We start from the raw sequence: 19,458 nt of genomic DNA, 5'->3' as shown, positions 1-19,458 counted from the left end.
CCCGTCCGGGGGAGTGAACGTCTTGACGGTCGAACGCGTACCCGCCGTATGGACGACGACGCGCCCGCCGACGAGACGCCCACCGGGGGGACGCCCGCCGAGGCCGCGCCCTCGAAACTCGGACACGTTCACCTCAAAGTCCGCGACATCGACCGCGCCGTCGCGTTCTACCGCGACGTCGTCGGCCTCTCCGTCGCCGAACGCTACGTGAACTACGCCTTTCTCACCTTCGGCGACCACCACCACGACGTGGCCCTCCAAGCGGTCGGTCCGGAGGCGTCCGGGCCGGGGATGGGCGTCGGCCTCTACCACGCCGCGTTCGAGGTGCCGTCCCCCGAGGCCCTCCGGCGGACCGCCGAACGCCTCGCCGACCGCGGCGTCGAGTTCGCCCCCGTGGACCACCGCATCAGCAAAGCACTGTACTTCGACGACCCGGACGGCAACGGCGTGGAGGTGTACCTCGACACCCGCGAGGAGAACGACAGGTCGGAGTGGGACGGCGAGAACCGGCGGTTCGACCCGGAGTCGCTCTGAAAGGGGTCAGCTCGCTTCGAGGGCCGTCAGCAGACCCGTCGCGAGGGCGTCGACGGCGACGACGACCCAGTAACTGCAGACGCGGTAGAGGAGTGCGACGGCGGCGGCGGACTCGACGGAGACGCCGGCGACGGCGACCAACCCGGCGGTGACCGCCACCTCGACGCCGCCGGTCCCGCCGGGAAGCGGCGACCACCCGACGAGGCCGGCGGCGGGCGCGGCGAACAACGCCGCGGCGAACGGGACGCCGACGCCCAACGCCGCCGCCGCCGCCGTCAACGACGCGGCGAACGCCATCCACCCGACCACGACGAACGACGCCGTGGCGGCGACGCGCCGCCTGTCGTCCGCGACGGCGTCCAACGCGCCGAAGTAACTCGCGACGCGGTAGCGCATCGTCTCCGGTTCGAACCGACGGGCGACGGACTCGACGCCGAGGCGAACCGCGCCGCGGTAGACGATGCCCGAGAGGAGTTCGACGGCGCGTTCGACGGCGCGTCGCCGCCGGGTCACCAACGCGACGACGCCGACGGCGACGACGAGTGCGCCGGTCAGGCCGCCGAGGAACGTCCGCACGTCGCCCACGCCCGCGCGGAGGAACACGATGGCGAGGCCGAGCGTCGAGAGGGAGATGGCGGAGACGAGGTTCAGGAGGTCGGTGACGGTCACCGCGGCGAGTCCCTCCTCGTACTCGTAGTCGAACGGTCTGCTCACCGCGTACGCGATTATCGCGGACCCGCTCAGGCGTCCCATCGGGAGCACCTGCCGGGCGAAGTCGCCCGAGAGGTAGGTGAGGCGGTACTTCAGGCCGCCGATGGGTCTCGTCCCGCCGAGGGCGCGCCGGAGGGCCTCCCCCCACGAGAGAATCGCCGCCACGCCCGCGACGCTCCCGACGGCGACGAGGCCGGGGTCCGCCCGCGAGATGGCCCGAAGCACGGCGACGCCGCCGGTGAACCAGACGAACACCGCGAGGACGGCGACGGCGAGGACGAGACCGATGGCCGCCCTCGCCGCCGGTCGGAGGCGCGTGTACGAACGGACGCCGGGTGTGTCCACGTCCCCACGCAAGAGGGCGGAGAACTTTACCTGTCGGGGTTTCCCCGGAACGACGCCGAACCGTCCGACTTCGGCGACGCCTCCCCGCCGAGGCGTTCCGGACGCTTTTTGTCTGCTTCCCGACTAGCGGTGTGCAACTGATGACCCGCATCGTCGTCATCGACAACCACGGTCAGTTCACCCACCTCGAACACAGGGCGCTCCGCGACCTCGGGGTGGACGTCGAACTCCTCGACAACGACACCCCCGCGGAGGAGATAGACGCCGACGGCGTCGTCCTCTCCGGCGGTCCCGACATGGACCGCATCGGCAACTGCGCGGACTACCTCGAACTCGACGTTCCCGTCCTCGGCATCTGTCTCGGGATGCAGATCCTCGCCGCCGAACTCGACGGCGCGGTGGGGTCGGGCGACTACGGCGGGTACGCCGACGTCAACGTCGAAATCCTCGACGACGAGGATCCCCTCGTCGGGTCGCTCGCGCCGGAGACGCGCGTCTGGGCGAGTCACGCCGACGAGGTGAAGGAACTCCCCGAGGGGTTCGTCCACACCGGAACGAGCGACGTCTGCGGCATCGAGTCGATGAGCGACACCGACCGCGACCTGTACGGCGTCCAGTGGCACCCCGAAGTCGCTCACACAGAGGAGGGCCAAGCGGTGTTCGAGAACTTCCTCGGCATCTGCGAACAGTAGTCGCACGAGTTTTACTACGGAAGACGTGAACGTCTCAGCATGACGGCGACTCAAAGTGACCTCGCGGGGCTATCGCGGTTCATCTTCCGCGCCCCGAGTTGGTACGCCAGCCTCGGGTTCGCCCTCCTCCTGGCCGCGATGGCGGGCGTCGCCGCGTTCGACACGGGCGAGGCGGCCCGGACGTGGCGCGGCCTGTTCTTCCTCGGGAAGGACGCGTGGGAGGGCATCTTCTTCATCGGCATCCCGACCATCGTCGCGGTGTTCGGCACGACCGGCGTAGACCGGTTCGTCGGGGGGAAGTTGACCCCGAACCGGTCGTCGCTCCTGGCCCTCGTCTCGGAGGTGATCATGGTCGCCATCGTCACCGTCGCCGCCACCGTCTCCGTGTTCACGCCCCTCGACCAGCGGTTCGTCTTCGACGCCCTCGTCGTCGCCCTCGCGTCGGTGTTCGCCTTCCGCTTGCTCGTCATCATGGCCGTCTCGCAGTTGTCGATTCTCGTCGCGGCGGTGCCGGCGAGCATCCAGACGCTGACGGCGGCGGTGCTCCTGTTCGTCTACAGCGGAACGCTCCGCTTTCTCTCGTTCGGCGGGTCGCTCCTCAGCGCGTACCTGACGCCGTACCTCTCCCGGGCGGACCACGCCCCCGCCGCGCTCTCCGGTCTCTCGCCCGACCACTTCCTCCTCCTCGGCGTGATGTGTGCGGTGTACGCCGGTTTCGTCTACGGCTTCGTCGTCGTCGTGGACCGGCCGTGGCGGCGCAGTCTCGGCGTCTCCATGCTCGACTTCCTCGGCGGGTTCATCGGCCACGTCGCGGAGGGCTCCCGGGAGTTAGAGACGTTCTTCGAGAAACTGGGCGAGGAGGCCGTCGTGCCCGTCACGGTCCTGTCGTTCCGCGAACCCGGCGGCTCCGAGAAGGCGCGGTTCGTCCTGCCGATGATCCACCCGGGGCCGATGGGCGAAATCGGCGGCGGCAACTTCCCCGAACGCGTCGCGCGGCGTTCGGAGGGGCTGGCGTTCCCGCCGCACGCCACCGCGGGCCACGACTTCAACCTCGTCACCGAACGCGAGGTGGACACCATCCTCGACACCGCCGAGGACGCCTACCGGAGCATCGAGTACGGCACCGAAGCGACCGAGAGCGTCCGCACGGAGTCCGGGGAGGCGAAGATGCTCGGACAGGGGTTCGGCGACGACGCCGTGTTGGTCTCGACGTACGCGCCGGGGTTCGCCGACGACGTGGAGTACGCCGTCGGCCTCTCGGCGGCGGCGGAGGCGCGGACCAGAGGCTTGGACGACGTCCTCCTCGTGGACGCGCACAACTGCAACAACGGCCTCGACGGCCCCGACTTGGGTCACGTCACCCCCGGGTCGCGGCGTTCCTTCGACATGATAACCGCCGCGGGACTGGCGGGCGAGGAACTGCGCGAGGCCGAACGCGGCGACGTCTCCCTCGGCGTCGCGTGGCACCGGACGGAGTGGACGCCGATGGAGGGCATCGGCCCCCTCGGCATCCGCGTCTCCGTCACCGAGGTGAACGGGCAGACGACGGCGTACGTCCTCGTGGACGGCAACAACATGGAACCGGGGCTCCGCGACGAACTGCTCTCGGACCTCACCGAGGGCGAGAACGCGGTCGATATCGCGGAGGTGATGACGACGGACACCCACATCGTCAACACCGTGAAAGCCGACAACCAGGTCGGCGCGGCGATAGACTGGGACGAACTCCGGACGCTCGTCTCCGACCTCGTGGCGGAGGCTCGGGAGGACTGCGAACCCGTCGAGGCGGGGGTGGCGGTCGAACTCGCCGAGGTGACCGTCTTCGGAAACGACCGCACGGAGACGCTCGCCAGTCACGCCAACGCCGTCGTCTCGATGGGCGGCGCGTTCGCCGCCTCCGTCATCCTCGCTGCGATGGCCGTCAGCGTCCTCATCTTCCTGTTCGCGTAGCCACTCCCCGTCTTCCTCTCTCCGGATTCCGGTCGATCTACAGCCGTATCTCGGCGGTATCGACCGTTCCGCAACTCGGGCAGACGTGTTCGTACCTCACCCGACGACCCGTCGTCGTCGCCGTCCACTCGCCGTCCTCGTCCTCGTATCCGCAGGCCGTACACCGCATCCGAGTGCGTTCGTAGTGCGTTCGGAGTCGCTCCAACGGCGTCCCACCGCCTCGGTTTCTCGTTGCCATATGACACCATATAGCACAGAGAAATATAATGATTTCTCATGAACGAGTGGACGTCGTCAAAAAGTCGCTCCGCGCGGACCGGGCCGTTACTGCTCGGTCGCGTCGGTTTCGTCGAACAGTTCGTCCACGGCGTCCCGCGCCGCGAGGGCCGCTTCGTCGGCCACCTCGTCGGCATCGGCGTCGGCGTCGTCGGGCGCGTTGACGTACACGTCCACGTCGAGGACGCCGTCCTCGAACGTCACCGTCACGTCGAAGTCGGTGACCTCGGACTGCTTGTAGCGCGCGAAGATGACGCCTTCCGCGGCCTCGGCGGCCGTCTCCACGACCTCTTCGTCTGACGGCATCGTCGCTTACGCGCCGCCTGCGCCACCGGGGCCCATCGGGCCGCCGCCCGCGCCGCCCGCGCCGCCCTGCAGCATCTGCTGGAGTTCGCTCTGGAGGTCCTCGAACTGCTCCTGCACTCGCTCTTCCTGCTTTTTGAGCTGCTCGACGCGGATCTCGAGCGTGTCGACCTTCTCTTCGAGGTCGTCGTACGCCTCGTCGTACTCCGTCTCGACGAGCAGTTCGCCGATCTCTCGGTACATCACGGTGTCCTCGTCGACGTCTTCGAGCGTTTCGAGCGCCGTCTTAGACTCGGTGAGCGTGGACTCGGCCTGCTGTTTCTGCGCGGCGACCTGCTGTGCGGTCTCCTGCAGGTCCTGCAGTTCCTCGAGTTTCTCCTGTGCTTCCGGCGGCAGACTACCCTGCATACTCGGGCCGACGGGATGCTGACTGAAAAAGGCCCGTATTCCGCCCGCTGAGTGGGACCCCGGGACGCGTCGTGCGCCTCGGTCTCAGCGCCGGTCGGCGTCCGCCGCCACCGTCTCCGCGACGGAGACGAGGCGGAGCCACGAGTTCGTCCCCGCCCGGAGGGCGACGAGGTCCGCGGCGTCGACGCGGACGCGCACGAGTCGCCCCTCGCGTTCGACGCTCGCGGCCGATCGGGCGTCGTCTATCTCGCCGACTTCGACGCGGACGCTCTCGGCGACGGCGCGGGCGCGTCGCTCGTCGGCGTAGGAGAATTCGAGCGTCGCGTCGTACGCGCCGTCCATCGAGTCGAGAGAGAAAGAAAGCGGAGTTACTCGACCGGGACTTCCTTCACGTCGGGCGCGCGCTCCTTCAGGAGGACGCGGTGCCCGCAGTACGGACAGCGCACGCCGCCGTACTCGTCCAGTTCGACGTCGCGCTTACAGCGAGAGCACTTGTAGCTCATTGTGTGTCGTGAGTGGTGAAGCGTGTTGTATCTTCCGCGTTACTCGTCGTCGTCCGACGAGAGCGCCGCGCGGATGGAGCGACGGACCTGCTTTCCGCCGGGCGTCTGCGGGCGGTACGTGCCGCCGGTGAACAGTTCGCCCGTCTCCTCGTTCTTCCAGATGCCCGTGCCGACGCGCGTCACGTCGTCGCCGTCGACTTTCGCGGAGCGCATCTCGGCTTCTATCTCCTTGACCCGGCGTCGGGCGACGCGCCCGTATCGCGCGCCGAAGCGACCGGCGCTGCCGGTCTTTCGTGCCTTCTTTTCGGCCATAGTATCGCCTGATACCCGGGGCGGCCGGATAAAGCCTACGAGTCGTCTCCGCCGCGTGCGCCGGCGTGGCACGCCTCCGTCGCGTGCGCCGGCGTCCGCGACGCCCCTCACGCGCCGTCTTGGAGTTCCGCCTCGCGCAGGGCGTCGTTCAGGTCGTCGCGGACGAACTCGCCGGTTTCGGTGTCCATCGCCGTCGTCACGACGCGGTTCTCCTGTACGCTCGACCCGTCGCGCAGGAGGAGTCGGACGTTGCCGTTGCCGTCGGCGCGGGTCACCTTCGCGCGGAGACTCGTGCGGGAGCCCTTTCCGCTCGCGTCTATCGGGCCGGGGATTATCTTCTTGACGTGCGGGTGGCCCGCGACGACGCCGATGGCGCGGCGGCCCTTCCGCCCGCCGATGAGCGTCGAGTGCGTCCCGCCGAGTTTCTCCCGCGGCGGCGTCTCCACGACTTCGAGGGCGCGTTCCCCGCGCCGTTCGAGGACGCGTTCGACCGGGTTCTCGCCGGCGACGCGGAAGAACTCGTGGTGCAGTTGCGCGCGCGCCTCGCGGAGGACGTCTCTGTCGCCCGCGGCGTACACCTCCTCGGGGCGCTTCCGCCGCACCTCGTCGGCGACGAGTCCGGCGAAGTTCCGCAGTTCGACGACGCGACTCTCGTCGCCGTCCTCGGGGATGGTCGTCACCGTCGTCTCCCCTATCACGTCCTCCTCGTCGAGCATCGTCAGTTCGGCGCGCGCACGTTCGAAGACGACGACGACGGTGTCGCAGTTGGCGGTGTTACAGGTGAGACAGTAGTCTCCCGGTTTCTCTAGCGGCGTCCCGCACCGCCCACAGTCCATGTTTGTCGGAAAGCGGCGGCCGCATAAAAGCGCCGCGTCATCCGAACCGTCTCGCGCGAAGACGGTTCGGGCGTGCGGACGACGAAGAGCGAGAGACCGACTTACTGCGCTCTCGGACTCGTCTTCAGGTACTCCCGCAGGAGCACCGTCGCGTACGACCCCGAGGGGAGCGAAAAGGAGAGCGTGTACGCGTCGGACTCCGCCTCCACGTCCACCTCGGTCCGGAGGAGGACGGCCCGCCGCGTTCCCGAGGAGTCGAACTCGCCGGGCAGGTCGAAGTCCGAGGGTTCGAGGCCCAGTTCGTCCATCACGCCGCGTTCGACCTCGCCGGCCTCGCCCTCGGCGAACTCGGTGTCGGTGCCGACGAGGGGCGCGGTGACGAACGCCCGCCCGCGTTCGCAGTGCCGCGCCATCACGTCCACCCGGCGGCCGGTGGCGACCTGCGTGCGGTCGGTGTCGGGTCGGTAGAGGCCCTCCGGCGCGTCGCGGTCGGAGAAACAGACCACGTCGCCCTCGACGGGGCGCGAGAGGGGCATCCCGCGTTCGAGCCGTTCGCTCAGTATCCTGTTGAACGCGTACGACTGGGCGGCGTTGACGAACAGTCGCTGGAGGTTCCGCGGGACGGCTTCGAGGGCGTGCCGCCAGTCGTCGTCCGTCTCCGCGCCGTCTTGGGCGAGGCGGTGGAGCATCGACCGCTCGTACCGCAGGCGGTTCGGCATCCGCTCTACGGCGGCGGCCCAGTCGGGGTCCGACGACGCCGCCTGTTCGTCCACGAACCGCCGCGCCTCCTGCGTCCCCTCCGGTTCCGCCTCGAACGGATTGCCGGCGTACGTCAACACGGCCTCGCGCCACTCGCCGCGGACGACGCTCAGGCCGACTTCGTGGGTCACCGGGCGGCGACTGCCGAATCGCTGGTGGCCGAAGTAGTTGGGGACGGCCACGGCGGCGGGGGACGACGGATCGCCGCCGTCACCGCCCGCGGCGGCCCCTGCGCCGTCCTTCGCGTCGCCGCCCTCGTCGGCGAGGAACGACGCGAGTTCGGCGGTGACGGCTGCCGCGTTCTCCGGGCGGTCGGCGTCGGTGACGCGAATCTCGAAGGCGTTGCCCGCCAAGTCGCCGAACCCGAGGTCGCGTCCGACTCGTCCGAGGACGTCCGCGTCGGCGTCTCGCACCTCGGGAATCTCGTCGGGGTCCACGTCGCGGACGGTGAACAGTTGCGTCGTGACCGCGTGTTTGTCCTTCGTTCCGGCCCACGCGACGCGTTCCCTGCTGACGCCGAGGGCGTCCGAGAGGCGGCGCGCGTAGTCGTTCGTGTCCCACCCGCGCAGGGTGACCCGCAGGAGGAGGTGGGGGTAGTCGCCGGGGTCCGAATCCGCTGGCTCGGGGTCCATCGCCTCCAGTTCGCGGACCCTGAAGTCCTCGGGCGACGCCCGGAGACGGCCGCCCGTCCCCGCGGCGTCGCTCACGTACCGTTCGATGCCGACGCGCCGTTCGAGTGGGTGTGCCTCTCGCATCTGTGTCTCCCCGGCAGGTCCGGTCGTCGCACCTTCCGGCCGGACCGACAAGGCCCCTCCGGTTCGTGCGAGGACGAGCGAAGCGAGTCCTCGGAGGTGTGCGTAGCCTACTCCCCGGCGTCGTCATCGCGCACCAGTTCGAGAAGCTCCGTTACGGTGTCTACTATCTCCTCTCTGGTCACGGGCTTCGTCAGGTAGGCGTCGAACGACCCCTCCGTCGCCTCCACGCCGGGATCCACCGCGGTGACCATCGCGACGCGACAGTCGTAGCCGCGTTCGCGTATCTTCGCCAGCGTCTCGTCGCCCGAGAGGTCCGGCATCCGCCGGTCGAGGAGCACCGCGTCCACGTCGTCGTCCACGAGTTCGAGGGCCTCCTCGCCGTCGGTCGCGGTACGGACGTCCGCCGTGTCCGAGAGCCACAGTGCGTACGCTTCGACGACCGTCTCCTCGTCCTCGACGACGAGGACGGTCGGTCGGTCCCCGGTCATCGTGCTATTGTAGACGTTCTCGGTTGCCGATACATAACCGTGGCGTCCCCGCCTCGCCGTCACCCCGTCCGCGCCGGTCACCTCGACACGCCGGTCACCTCGAACCGCGTGCCTTCGGCGTCCGCGTCGCCGAGTGAGACCGACCACCCGTGGGCCTTCGCTATCTCGGCGACGATGTTCAGTCCAAACCCGGTCCCGCGTTCGGCCGTCGAGTAGCCGTACTCGAAGACGCTGTCGCGTTCCTCCGGCGGGATGCCCGGTCCGTCGTCGGTGACCGCGAAGCCGTCCGGGAGGGGTTCGACGCGGACGGTCACGTCGGGCCCGGCGTGGGTGACGGCGTTGTCGAGGAGGTTCTCGAACAGGCGGCGGACGCGCCGGGGGTCGCCGCGGACGGTGCCGAGTTCGTCCGCGACGACGACTGTGCCCTCGTCGGACGGCGTCGATTCCCACGCCTTCTCGACGGCCCGCCGCAGTTCGACCGGTTCGGGGTCCTCGACCGTCGTCCCCTCGCGGGCCAGCGTCAACACGTCGTCTACGATGTCGGCCATCCGTTCGTGGAGCCGATCCAGCGTATCGAGGTAGTCGCTCTCGACGCCCTCGGCCTCCCTGAGGAGCGTCGCCTGCGCCTGTGCGGCGTTCAGCGGGTTTCTGAGGTCGTGCGAGAGGACGCTCGCGAACCGTTTGAGGTGTTCCTCCCTCTCCTTTCGCGCCGTGATGTCGCGTGCGACGCCGACGGCACCGCTGAACTCCCCGTTCTCGGTCGGGAGAGGGGCGATGTTCGCCTCGATGGTTCGGGTGCTCCCGTCCGGGCGTTGGACGGTCCCCTCCAGTCTGACGGAGTCGTCGGGGGCGTCCGCCAGTCGGTGAATCTTCTCGAACTCGTCTTCGTCCTCCTCGGACTCGACGATGCGACTCGGGTCGGCCCCCCGCAGTTCCTCGCGGGAGTACCCGCTGAGCGAGACGGCGGCGTCGTTGACGAAGTCGATGCGGTCGTCCTCGTCGATGGTGAACACCGGATCGGAGACGAGAGAGACGAGTCGCTTGTACCGCTCTAACTCGCTCTCCTTCTCCTTTCGGTCGTCGATGTCGCGGACGACACTCAGGAGGCAGTCGCGGCCCCCGATCTCCGTCCGCGAGAGGTTCACCTCGGTCCAGAACTCGGTGCCGTCTCTCGCCTTCACCTTCCACTCGAACGTGGCTTCCCCCTCGCGCCGCGCCTCCTCGAACCGCGTCTCGATCTCCTCCCGGTCGAACGCCTCGGCGTCGGCGCTGTACTCCTCGATGCTCCGGGCGGTGAACTCCTCGGGGGTGTAGCCGAACATCTCCTCGACGCCCCCGCTCACGGCGAGAGTCTCGCCGGTCTCGGCGTCCCGAACGGTGATGACGTCGTTGGCGTTCTCCAACACGTCGAGAAGCGTCTCGTCCGGGTTAGACGCGGCGAACTCTTTCATCGTTCGGAATGGAACCTGCCGTTAGGTAAGCAATTTGGCCCGTTCAATGTGAAAGCGGCGATATCAGTACAGGGAGAGGTCGCCCGTCACCCGGTTGACCGCGTCCTCGGGCCCCGGGCCGACGGCGAGTGCGGTGACAGTTCCGGGGTCGAGTTGCGTGTGCCCGGCGTCGCGGATTATCGCGTGGGGAAGTCCCTCCCGTTCGGCGGCGTCCGCGAGTTCGAACAGCTTCGACTCGCCGTTGGCCTTCAGGACGATCTTCTTTTGACCGCTTCCCTTCCACTGAGAGCGCGTCCGGTCGTCGGTGTCCTCGTACGCCGAAAGCGACGCGTGCGCCACCTGGGCGGCGAGTTTCCCGCGGCCCATGCCGAGGTCCGCGCGGGCGACAATGGCCTGTTTCATACCCCGAATCGACGGCCGCCGGCTAAAGGTTCTTCTCTCCGGGGCGGCGGACGCCGACGCCGCCTACGCCGTCGAGTCGGGTTCCGGCGCGGCGCGCGGATCGGTCGTCTCCGACGCGCCGTCCGCGGCGGGGACCGTGAGAACCGGCACGGACGCCGACTTGCGCACGCGGTCGGTGACGCTCTTCGGCGAGAGGAACCGCCGGAGGCCGGTCCGGTTCGGTTCGCCCAGGACGACCAGATCGACGCCGTTCCCCTCGGCGTACAGCGTTATCTCCTCGGCGGGGTCGCCGTACCGGAGTCGCTTCGCGACCGACTGTCCCGCCTCCGCGGCGGCGTCTCCCGCGGCGTCGAGTGCCGCCTCGGCGCTTCGCTCTCGCCGTTCGACCACCACGTCCCAGTGGTCCACGGAGGCGTTCATCCGAACTATCGATAGCGCGTCCACGCTCGCGCCGTGTCTCGCGGCCACCGAGACGGCCACCTCGGCCACCTCCTCGTGGGTGTCTCCCTCGACGGCGACGAGGACGCGGTCGAAGACGCCCTTCGTTTCGCCCTCGGCCGTTGCCTCTGCGGCCGCCGTCGTCCCCGGACGTTCCCGGTCGCTCCCCTCGCGCAATCCACCCGCGCCGGTCGAATGTACTGCCATTACGCCGTATTATCCGCGGTTAGAGCATATATTTGTCCAGAAAATTATGCACGCGACGATTCATTTTCACAGGTCGAACGCGTGTCGAACCGTGAACGACGTTCACGGCGTGAACGGCGCGCCGCGGGCGTCGCGTTTCGGAGGCGACGAGAATGAGAGATTTTACCCGCTACCGACGCCCTCACTCCTGTATGATACTCTCCGACGCGGACATCCTCGAACGCCTGGAGGCGGGCGACCTCGTCGTGGACCCGATAGACGACATCGACATGCAGGTCCAACCGGCGAGCATCGACCTGCGACTCGGAACGGAGTTCCTGGAGTTCCAACGGACGAACATCTCCTGCATCCACCCCAACCGCGAGGACGAGGTGAGCAAGTACGTCACCGAGACGTACGTCGAGGAGGGCGAGGAGTTCATCCTCCACCCCGGCGACTTCGTCCTCGGGACGACCAAGGAACGGGTCGAGATTCCGCCGGATCTGCTGGCGACGGTCGAGGGCCGGTCGTCGCTCGGCCGTCTGGCCATCGTCATCCACGCCACCGCGGGTATCGTCGATCCCGGCTACAAGGGGCAGATAACGCTCGAACTGTCGAACCTCGGCACCGCGCCCGTCGCCCTCACGCCGGGGATGCGCGTCTCCCAACTCGTCTTCACCGAACTGAAGCGGGCGGCCGACCGGCCGTACGGGTCCGACCGCGGGTCGAAGTACCAGAACCAGACGGGGCCGCAGGCCTCCCGAATCGGCGACGACCCCGAGTTCGTCGGCGCGCGCGAACGGGCGGGGGAGGATCGATGAGGTTCGTCGAGGAGATTGTCGTCGAGGAGTTCCTCCCGACGTTCCGGTCGATGCTCGCGGAGGACCTCCGCGAACGCAGCCTCACCCAACGCGAGGTGGCCGACGCCCTCGGAATCAGCCAAAGCGCCGTCTCGAAGTACGCCCACGGCGAGGTGGGCCGCCGCGAGGCGTTCCTCGAAGACGAACGGGTCGTCGAGCTCGTGGACCGGATCGGCGAGGGACTGGCGACGGGCGACATGACGCCGGTGCAGGCCCTCGTCGAGGCGGAGGTGCTCATCCGCCGCCTCGAACAGGGCGACCTGCTGGCGTCGATGCACGAAGCGGAGATGCCGGGACTCGCCGAGTACGACGGCGACCTGAGCGTCCACGACCCCGACAGCGGCCTCCGAAACGCCGAACGCGTCCGGTCGTCGGTCCGGCGCGGCCTGCGAACCCTGACGAACGCGAGCGGATTCGCAGGACTCATCCCCAACGTCGGGTCGAACCTCGCGGAGTGTCTGCCCGACGCGGCGGGCATCGAGGACGTCGCCGCCGTCCCCGGCCGAATCTTCGACGTGAAGGGTCGCGCCACGGTCCCGAGCGACCCCGAGTTCGGCGTCAGCGAACACGTCGCGTCGGTCCTCCTCGACGCGCGCCGCGGCGGCGCGGACGTCAGCGCCGGCCTGAACGTCCGGTACGACGAGAACGTCGTCTCGGCGTTGGCCGACGCCGGCTACACCGTCATCGAGTTCGACCCCGACGCGGAGGCGGACCCCATCGCCGACGAGGTGGCGGGCCGCGACGACCTGACGGAGACGTTCGTCATCTATCAGACCGGCGGTTACGGCATCGAGGCCATAACGTACATTCTCGGTCCGGACGCACACACGGTCGCACGGACCGTCCGCGACACCCTCCTGAACTGACCGGGCGGTCCCTCCGAACCCTCCTCCCATGACCGACGGCACCGCCGCGACGCAGGAGTTCTACTCGCGGTACGCGACGGTGTACGACCTCGTCGCCCGACGGACGCCGGGCGTCGCCGACCTCCGCGAGAGCGTCATCGCCGCCCTCGATCCGCAACCGGGCGATACGGTCGTCGAGATGGGGTGCGGCACCGGCGCGAACTTCCCGCACCTCCGCGAACGCGTCGGCCCCTCGGGAACCGTCGTCGGCGTGGACTTCACGCCGGGCGTCCTCGCAGTCGCCCGCGACAGAGTCGAACGCGAGGGCTGGGAGAACGTCCACGTCGTCCGCGGCGACGCGACGCGCCCGCCCCTCTGCGAGGCGGACGCCGTTCTGGCGACGTTCGTCTCGGGGATGCTCCCCGACCCCGCCGCCGCCGTGCGGACGTGGGCGACGCTGGTCGGTCCCGACGGGCGACTCGCGTTGGGCGATTTGGGCCGGAGCACGTCTCCGCTCGGCCGACCGCTGAACGCCGTCTTCGCGGGCCTCGTCCGCGCCACCACGCCGCCCGGCGGGGGCCGGCGGATGGACTCGCCCGCGACGCTCTTAGACGAGAGACTCGTCGCCGCCCACTCCGAACTCGAACGCCTCTGTACGGGCGTCCGGCGCGACGTTCGCGCACTCGGGTTCGCGCGCGTCCGCGGCGGGAGGGTTCGGGAGGACGCGGTCGAGTCGGAGGCCAACCGCGACGGAACGTGAGCTATCGCCGGAAAGGGAGTGGAGGGTCGGTCGGTTCGTCAGCGGTGCGGGCGGTCGTTTTCGAGCAGGGCGTTCAGTCGTCGGCGGGCGAGGGCGTCGCGCCGTACTCCACGGCGGGGGCGTCGCGGCCCAGTTCGTCGAGGCAGGACTGCGCCGCGCGCTTGCCCGAGAGGAGCATCGCGCCGAACGTCGGCCCCATCCGCGGGAGGCCGTGGGCGGTGGCGACGGCCATCCCGGAGGCGACGACGCCGGGGTGGACGACGCCGGTGTGTTCGACCACCTCGTCCTCGCTCTTTCCGACCCACATGGAGTCGTGGCCGGGCGAGTCGTGGCCGGGCGCGCCGTACTCGCCCTCGTCGGTCTGATCCATCCCGGTGTTGTGCTCTTGGGCGTGTTCGATGCCGGGCGCGTCGAGTGCGCCGCGTTCGGCGAGTTTCGAGATGACGACGGCGTCGTGGCCCGTCGCGTCCAGAACGAGGTCGGACTCCACGGCCACGGGGTCCACGCACGTCAGTTCGCGCGGCAGGGCGTGGACGGGCGTCCAGTTGAGGACGACGCCGCCGACGCGGTGGCCGTCGCGGACGACGATGTCCGTGAACTCCGTCATGTTCTGGACCGTCGCGCCCGCGTCGCAGGCGGCCTTTATCAGGCCGGAACAGGCGTGCGGGCCGTCGGCGACGTACAGGTCCTCGGCCTCGTCGCTCTCGGTGTAGGGGACGCCCAGTTCGTCGAGTACCTCCTGGGCCGGGTCGCGGACGGTCACCTTGTTCATCAGGAAGCCGCCCAGCCAGAACCCGCCGCCGAGGTAGTTGTTCTTCTCGACGATGGTCACGTCCACGTCGCGTTCGGCCAGTTCCTTCGCCGCGACGAGACCCGAGGGACCGCCGCCGACGACGATTACCTCCGTGTCTATCCTGTCGAGGAACTCCTCAGTCCAATCGGTCGCGATCGCTCGCGTCACCTGCGCCTCGCTCACGTCCGCGAATCCGTCGAAGTCTGACATCTTGCCGGACATACCACTAGGTAGTATCATCCACTACTATAACTGTGCGGGTTCGTCGCTCGCGGCGACTCTCACGATTTGCGTCGCGTGCTATCGTTTAACATGGATTGCGGTGTAGTTCGCGCCATGTCGTACGTCGTCAAGATGCCCAAGTTAGGGCTGGAGATGGATTCCGGAACGGTCGTCGAGTGGTTGGCGGAGGAGGGCGACGAGGTGGCGGAGGACGACCCCGTCGCGGAGATAGAGTCCGAGAAGACGACGGCGGAGATAGACGCGCGCGAGTCGGGCGTTCTCAGGCACGTTGGCGTCGAGGCGGGCGAGTCCGTCCCGCCGGGGGCCGCACTCGGCATCGTCGCCGGCGCGGACGAGGACATCTCCTCGCTGATGGCCGACTTCGAGGCGGGGGCCGTCGAGGACGCGCCCGACGCGGAGGAGCGAACGGAGACGGCGGAATCCGGCGCGGAGACGAGCGAAGGCGGCGGAACCGCGGCCGGCGCGGACTCCGGGGGCGGTTCCGGGTCCGCGGCGGACGTCAAGGCCAGTCCGCGCGCGAGAAAGCGCGCCGAGGAACTCGGCGTGGACGTCTCGACGGTGGAGGGGTCGGGTCCCGGCGGCGCGATTACGGAGGAGGACGTGGAGGCGGCGGCCGAATCCGGCGGTCCGGGCGACGAGGAGGACGTGAAAGCCAGTCCGCGGGCGAAGAAGCGCGCGGAGGAACTCGGCGTGCGCCTCGGGAGCGTCGAGGGGTCCGGCCCGGGCGGCGCTATCACAGAGGAGGACGTGGAGACGGCGGCCGAATCCGGCGGCGGGGAGGCGGCCGGCGAATCCGCCGGCCCGGCGGTGACCGAGGAGCGGAAACTGTCCGGGATGCGCCGCACCATCGCCGACAGACTCGGGAAGAGTTACCGCGAGTCCGTCCACGTCACCGTCCACCGGACGATGAACGCGGAGACGGCCCTCGCGGCGGCGGACGCCGCGGCGGAGCAACTCGGCGCGGACGTGTCGCTGACGGACGTCCTCCTGAAGGCACTGTCCGCGACGCTCGCGGAGCATCCGGGGTTCAACGCCACCTTCCGAGACGACACCCACCGCCTCCACGCGGACCAGAACGTCTGCGTCGCCGTGGACGTCGAGGAGGGGTTGCTCGCGCCCGTCGTCCGCGGCGTCGATTCGCTCTCCCTGTCGGAACTCGCCGAGACGCGTCGGGAGGTGACCCGGAGCGTCCTCGACGGCGACTACTCGATGGACGACCTGTCGGGTGGGACGTTCACCGTCTCGAACCTCGGCGTCCTCGGCGTGGAGTCGTTCGACCCCGTCATCAACCCGCCGCAGGTGGCCATCCTCGGCGTCAACGCCGTCGAAGAACGGGTCGTCCCGGACGACGGTGGCGGTTCCGACGACTTCACCACCCGCCGGATGCTCCCCCTCGACCTGTCGTTCGACCACCGCGTCGTGGACGGGGCGGACGCGGCGCGCTTCATGGCCACCCTCTCGGACCACCTCGACGACCCGTGGCCCCTCTTAGACGGCGTGGAGGCGTCCGAACCCGAACCGGCGGAACTCCCGGAGGCGGCGGCGACGGCGTCCGTCGGCCCCGACCTGAAGGGAACGGTCGAGGCGGGTTCGTTCGAGTACGACTTCGACGTGACAGAGGAGTTCGGCGGCGGCACCGCGCCGACGCCGGTGGACCTGTTCGTCAGTTCGCTGGCGGCCTGCCTCTCTGCGAGCATCGGCGTCCAAGCGGACATCCGCGACGCGGACGTGCGGAACGTCACCGTCGAGGCGGAGGCGACGCCGCCGGAGGGGTCCGTCGAGTCGGTATCGCTGACCGCGGTGCTCGACACCGACGCCGACGACGAGACGGTAGAGCGCATCGTGCGCAACGGCGAGCGAACCTGCCACGTCAACGAACTCCTCCGCGAGGACCTGCCCGTCTCCCTAGACTGGCGGCGGGCGTGACGGCGTTCACTGGGGCGATGAACCGCCCCGCGAATCACCCGGCGACGGCCGTCTAGAGACCGTTTCTGACGGCGCGCACCCGTAGTTCACCACGCCGACGATTCCGACGACGATGGCGGCGACAAGAACGTCCGTTCCCGACGACTGCGCGCCGGTCGGAACGGGAAAACGCCTCTTCGAATCTACTGAAAGTACTTATCTCGGCGTGCGAAACGGCCGGATATGGACCGCCGACGGATGCTCGCCCTCTGCGGACTCTGCGTCTCCGGGAGCGCGGGGTGTCTCTCGCGCGCGTCGTTGCAATCGGAGAGCGGAACCGACGAATCGACGGACGGAGGAACGGACAAAACGCCCGACAGGACCGATTCGACGCCCGTCTCGGGCGTCGTCGTGGAGGACCCCGTCGTCAGGAAAGCCGTGACGTACGAGTCGATGATGGGGTCCGGCGGCGTCCTCGCCGTCGAGGGACGGCAGTACGTCGTCGCGTCGGTCCGACCGCCCGACGGCCTCTCGGGGTCGGATTTCACCTTCCGCACCGACGCCGATTCGTGGAACCCCGGCCTCTCCGACACCGCCGGAGGGATAAACCGCTCCGTCGCGGGTCGGGAGGGCAGTCCGGTGGGGCAGAACTTCGGCGGCAGTGACCGGTCGTTCCTCGCCTTCGAGGTGCCGTCTCCGCTGTCGGCCTCGAACCCCCGGATTCGGTTCGAACCGGACGACTCGGAGTGGTCGCTTCCGACTCGGATGGCCGACCGCCTCGAAGCGCCGTCGCCCCGGTTCGAACTCGTTTCGCTGGGGGTCCCCGAGTCGGTGTCGCAGGGGGAGACCCTCTCCGTCTCGCTGACGGCGCGGAACGTCTCCGAGACGGACGGTCGGTTCCTCGCGGCCGTCTACTGGCCGACGCACGTGATAGCCGACGACGACGAGTCGCGCGTGGTCGAACGCGACGTGGCCGCGGGCGAGGAGACGACGGCGTCCGTGGAGATAGACACCTCGTACACCGCCTTCGAGGACGGGCCGGTGAGGCTGACGATTCGCGGTCACGTCGCCGCCCGACGCGACGTCGAGGTGCGGGACGCCGCGACTCCCGCCTGAGCTTACCTGTACTCTTCGTCGGGTTCTCCCATCGCCTCGACGTTCGCCGCCGTCTCGAAGACGACGCCGTTCAGCTCCTCCTCCGTGTCGAAGTACCAGTACGGCGTCTCGTCGTAGACACCGCTCTGGACGACGGGCATCCCCTCGTCCTCGAACGCTTCGACCACCGATTCGGGGTCCTCGAACGCGAAGCAGGCGACGTGGTGGAGGCCCTCGCCGTGTTCTTCGAGGTGTTCGGTGTAGAGGCTCTCGCCCTCCAACGGTTCGATGAGTTCTATCATCGTCCCGCCCACGTCCGCGAGGGCGAGCGTCATCGAGTACTCCCGTTCCTCGCTGCGGAACGTCGTGTCGTGGAGCGTCGGCGGTTCGAAGTGGTACACCTGCCACGGGCCGACGCCGAGGACGCCGCCGAAGCGGTCCATCCCGTCTTCGATGTCCTCCACGACGAACGCGACTTGGCTTATCTCCGGTACGTCGATGTCGAGGTTCGGTATCGAGTCCGAGTCCATGCGAGATTCTTAATGGTAGTTCGTGAAATAGTGTGTTGGGTGCGGGGGAGAACGTCCGCGCGGACGACGCGTCGGCGGCCTACCGCCCGACGAAGAACCCCCCCTCCGCGGCGGCGGCGAGTGCGGCGTCCACGTCCACGATTCGCGGGCCGTCGTCCACCGGGCGAATCGCGATTTCGGCGTCGCGGACCTCCAGTTCGCGTTCGCCGTCGGCGCTGACGACGGCCGTCTCCGCCTCGAAGGCGAACGACTCCTCGGTGTCGAGGCGGCGGCACTCCGCGACGCCGAGTTCCGAGACGACGCCCGGGACGGTGACGGCGCGGACGCGGCGCGACGCCTCCCCGGCGGGCGCAAAGCGGATTCCGACGCCGCCGGGGTCGTCCGGTTCGACGCGGTGGACTGCGCCCGCCGCGCCGGAGATGCCTATCTCGCCGGGGGCGGCGCGGGAGACGACGCCGCCGACGAGACTCTCCGAGTCCAAGAGCGCGCGCGTGCCGACGAACGCCTCGTCCACGACGCCGACGGTGGCGAGGCCCGTGACCGTCTCTCGACCGGTGCGCCCGTCCACCTCGGCGACGGCGGTTCCGTGCCGGTAACTGACCGCCTCCGCGTCCGCCGCGCCGTCGGCGACGAGGGCCGCGGCCATCCCCGCGACGGTGCCGTCCACCGCCGTCGGGACGACGTTGTTCGTGCCCGTCGAGACGGACACTAAGGGCACGTCGCCGACGTTCGTCCCCGCGTCGCGGTTCGTCCCGTCGCCGCCGAGGACGACCACCGCGTCGGCCGCCTCTCGGAGGCGTTCGGCCGCGCGGCGCGTGTCTCGGGGGCCGCCCTCGGGTGCGAAGTCGAGGAGTCCGGTCTCGACGCCGTCGGGGGCCGAATCGAGGATGCGCTCCGCGATGCCGGAGGCGTCGGGCATCGCGAGCACCTCCGCGCCCTCGACGACGCCGACGCCGGCGAGGACGCACTCGGCGGTGCGGCGCTTGGCGTAGTTGTTGCTGACGCTCGCCCCGCCGGTGAGGCGGCGGATGTCGCGCCCCGCCGCGGGGTTGACGACCAGCCCGACTCGGGCGGTCAC

24 protein-coding genes are annotated in these 19,458 nt (G+C 69.3%); 8 read left to right on the top strand and 16 right to left on the bottom strand.

Features of this window, described 5'->3' with window-relative positions:
* Window positions 1-48 precede the first annotated feature (48 nt).
* Complete coding sequence (locus ACFQEV_RS16090; protein WP_379698213.1) at window positions 49-534, top strand: VOC family protein; 486 nt, start codon at window positions 49-51, stop codon at window positions 532-534.
* A gap of 6 nt (window positions 535-540) precedes the next feature.
* Here the strand turns inward: ACFQEV_RS16090 and ACFQEV_RS16085 are convergent, their stop codons facing one another.
* A complete protein-coding gene (locus ACFQEV_RS16085; RefSeq protein WP_379698210.1) occupies window positions 541-1,590 on the bottom strand; it encodes a flippase-like domain-containing protein in 1,050 nt (349 codons plus the stop codon).
* A gap of 140 nt (window positions 1,591-1,730) precedes the next feature.
* On the opposite strand from ACFQEV_RS16085, the gene ACFQEV_RS16080 reads away from it, so the two are divergent.
* Together ACFQEV_RS16080 and ACFQEV_RS16075 are read left to right on the top strand one after the other, a co-directional pair.
* Window positions 1,731-2,282 carry a GMP synthase subunit A gene (locus ACFQEV_RS16080; protein WP_379698207.1) on the top strand — a complete coding sequence of 184 codons (552 nt, stop codon included), beginning with the start codon at window positions 1,731-1,733 and terminating at the stop codon, window positions 2,280-2,282.
* Window positions 2,283-2,321: 39 nt separating this feature from the next.
* Window positions 2,322-4,232 carry a DUF2070 family protein gene (locus ACFQEV_RS16075; RefSeq protein ID WP_379698204.1) on the top strand — a complete coding sequence of 637 codons (1,911 nt, stop codon included), beginning with the start codon at window positions 2,322-2,324 and terminating at the stop codon, window positions 4,230-4,232.
* Between the two features lie 37 nt (window positions 4,233-4,269).
* Here ACFQEV_RS16075 and ACFQEV_RS16070 read toward each other — a convergent pair whose 3' ends face one another.
* The 12 genes from ACFQEV_RS16070 to ACFQEV_RS16015 form a co-directional block, all read right to left on the bottom strand.
* Entirely contained in the window at window positions 4,270-4,470 is a 201-nt protein-coding gene (locus ACFQEV_RS16070) for an HVO_0649 family zinc finger protein (RefSeq protein ID WP_379698201.1), read from the bottom strand.
* A gap of 86 nt (window positions 4,471-4,556) precedes the next feature.
* The gene (locus ACFQEV_RS16065; RefSeq protein WP_379698198.1) at window positions 4,557-4,814 is read right to left on the bottom strand and encodes a DUF3194 domain-containing protein; all 258 of its coding nucleotides are present in this window, start codon (window positions 4,812-4,814) and stop codon (window positions 4,557-4,559) included.
* Window positions 4,815-4,820: 6 nt separating this feature from the next.
* A complete protein-coding gene (locus ACFQEV_RS16060; RefSeq protein WP_379698195.1) occupies window positions 4,821-5,219 on the bottom strand; it encodes a prefoldin subunit beta in 399 nt (132 codons plus the stop codon).
* A gap of 84 nt (window positions 5,220-5,303) precedes the next feature.
* Window positions 5,304-5,561: a KEOPS complex subunit Pcc1 gene (locus tag ACFQEV_RS16055; RefSeq protein ID WP_379698194.1), complete on the bottom strand. Its 258-nt coding sequence runs from the start codon at window positions 5,559-5,561 to the stop codon at window positions 5,304-5,306.
* Window positions 5,562-5,587: 26 nt separating this feature from the next.
* The gene (locus ACFQEV_RS16050; RefSeq protein WP_089764242.1) at window positions 5,588-5,722 is read right to left on the bottom strand and encodes a DNA-directed RNA polymerase subunit P; all 135 of its coding nucleotides are present in this window, start codon (window positions 5,720-5,722) and stop codon (window positions 5,588-5,590) included.
* Between the two features lie 39 nt (window positions 5,723-5,761).
* On the bottom strand, window positions 5,762-6,034 hold the full coding sequence (locus tag ACFQEV_RS16045; RefSeq protein ID WP_092537642.1) for an eL43 family ribosomal protein: 273 nt from the start codon (window positions 6,032-6,034) through the stop codon (window positions 5,762-5,764).
* 107 nt (window positions 6,035-6,141) lie between these two features.
* Complete coding sequence (locus tag ACFQEV_RS16040; protein ID WP_379698190.1) at window positions 6,142-6,870, bottom strand: DUF2103 domain-containing protein; 729 nt, start codon at window positions 6,868-6,870, stop codon at window positions 6,142-6,144.
* A 101-nt stretch (window positions 6,871-6,971) separates the two neighbouring features.
* Complete coding sequence (gene truD, locus ACFQEV_RS16035; RefSeq protein WP_379698187.1) at window positions 6,972-8,384, bottom strand: tRNA pseudouridine(13) synthase TruD; 1,413 nt, start codon at window positions 8,382-8,384, stop codon at window positions 6,972-6,974.
* Window positions 8,385-8,491: 107 nt separating this feature from the next.
* Window positions 8,492-8,872: a response regulator gene (locus ACFQEV_RS16030; protein WP_379698184.1), complete on the bottom strand. Its 381-nt coding sequence runs from the start codon at window positions 8,870-8,872 to the stop codon at window positions 8,492-8,494.
* A 77-nt stretch (window positions 8,873-8,949) separates the two neighbouring features.
* Window positions 8,950-10,323 carry a PAS domain S-box protein gene (locus ACFQEV_RS16025; protein ID WP_379698181.1) on the bottom strand — a complete coding sequence of 458 codons (1,374 nt, stop codon included), beginning with the start codon at window positions 10,321-10,323 and terminating at the stop codon, window positions 8,950-8,952.
* 63 nt (window positions 10,324-10,386) lie between these two features.
* Entirely contained in the window at window positions 10,387-10,725 is a 339-nt protein-coding gene (gene pth2, locus ACFQEV_RS16020) for a peptidyl-tRNA hydrolase Pth2 (RefSeq protein WP_379698179.1), read from the bottom strand.
* 63 nt (window positions 10,726-10,788) lie between these two features.
* Window positions 10,789-11,370: a universal stress protein gene (locus tag ACFQEV_RS16015; protein ID WP_379698177.1), complete on the bottom strand. Its 582-nt coding sequence runs from the start codon at window positions 11,368-11,370 to the stop codon at window positions 10,789-10,791.
* 191 nt (window positions 11,371-11,561) lie between these two features.
* On the opposite strand from ACFQEV_RS16015, the gene dcd reads away from it, so the two are divergent.
* From dcd to ACFQEV_RS16000, 3 genes are read left to right on the top strand one after another with little or no spacing between them, the layout of a single operon-like run.
* A complete protein-coding gene (dcd, locus tag ACFQEV_RS16010) occupies window positions 11,562-12,170 on the top strand; it encodes a dCTP deaminase (protein ID WP_379698174.1) in 609 nt (202 codons plus the stop codon).
* A complete protein-coding gene (locus ACFQEV_RS16005; RefSeq protein ID WP_379698171.1) occupies window positions 12,167-13,075 on the top strand; it encodes a thiamine-phosphate synthase family protein in 909 nt (302 codons plus the stop codon). Before dcd ends, ACFQEV_RS16005 begins: the two co-directional genes overlap by 4 nt.
* A 28-nt stretch (window positions 13,076-13,103) precedes the next feature.
* Window positions 13,104-13,814, top strand: coding sequence for a class I SAM-dependent methyltransferase (locus tag ACFQEV_RS16000; protein WP_379698168.1), 711 nt, complete (start codon window positions 13,104-13,106; stop codon window positions 13,812-13,814).
* A gap of 73 nt (window positions 13,815-13,887) precedes the next feature.
* Here the strand turns inward: ACFQEV_RS16000 and ACFQEV_RS15995 are convergent, their stop codons facing one another.
* Window positions 13,888-14,817: a sulfide-dependent adenosine diphosphate thiazole synthase gene (locus tag ACFQEV_RS15995; protein WP_379698166.1), complete on the bottom strand. Its 930-nt coding sequence runs from the start codon at window positions 14,815-14,817 to the stop codon at window positions 13,888-13,890.
* A gap of 126 nt (window positions 14,818-14,943) precedes the next feature.
* Between ACFQEV_RS15995 and ACFQEV_RS15990 the strand changes: the two genes are divergently transcribed.
* Together ACFQEV_RS15990 and ACFQEV_RS15985 are read left to right on the top strand one after the other, a co-directional pair.
* Window positions 14,944-16,776, top strand: coding sequence for a 2-oxo acid dehydrogenase subunit E2 (locus ACFQEV_RS15990; RefSeq protein WP_379698163.1), 1,833 nt, complete (start codon window positions 14,944-14,946; stop codon window positions 16,774-16,776).
* A 222-nt stretch (window positions 16,777-16,998) separates the two neighbouring features.
* Window positions 16,999-17,871: a hypothetical protein gene (locus tag ACFQEV_RS15985; RefSeq protein ID WP_379698160.1), complete on the top strand. Its 873-nt coding sequence runs from the start codon at window positions 16,999-17,001 to the stop codon at window positions 17,869-17,871.
* 2 nt (window positions 17,872-17,873) lie between these two features.
* Here the strand turns inward: ACFQEV_RS15985 and ACFQEV_RS15980 are convergent, their stop codons facing one another.
* The gene (locus ACFQEV_RS15980; RefSeq protein ID WP_379698158.1) at window positions 17,874-18,380 is read right to left on the bottom strand and encodes a VOC family protein; all 507 of its coding nucleotides are present in this window, start codon (window positions 18,378-18,380) and stop codon (window positions 17,874-17,876) included.
* 79 nt (window positions 18,381-18,459) lie between these two features.
* Window positions 18,460-19,458: an NAD(+)/NADH kinase gene (locus ACFQEV_RS15975; RefSeq protein WP_379698155.1), complete on the bottom strand. Its 999-nt coding sequence runs from the start codon at window positions 19,456-19,458 to the stop codon at window positions 18,460-18,462.

Source organism: Halopelagius fulvigenes, from assembly GCF_042662625.1.
GTDB classification, from domain to species: domain Archaea; phylum Halobacteriota; class Halobacteria; order Halobacteriales; family Haloferacaceae; genus Halopelagius; species Halopelagius fulvigenes.
This window is presented reverse-complemented; position numbering and strand designations above follow the sequence as displayed.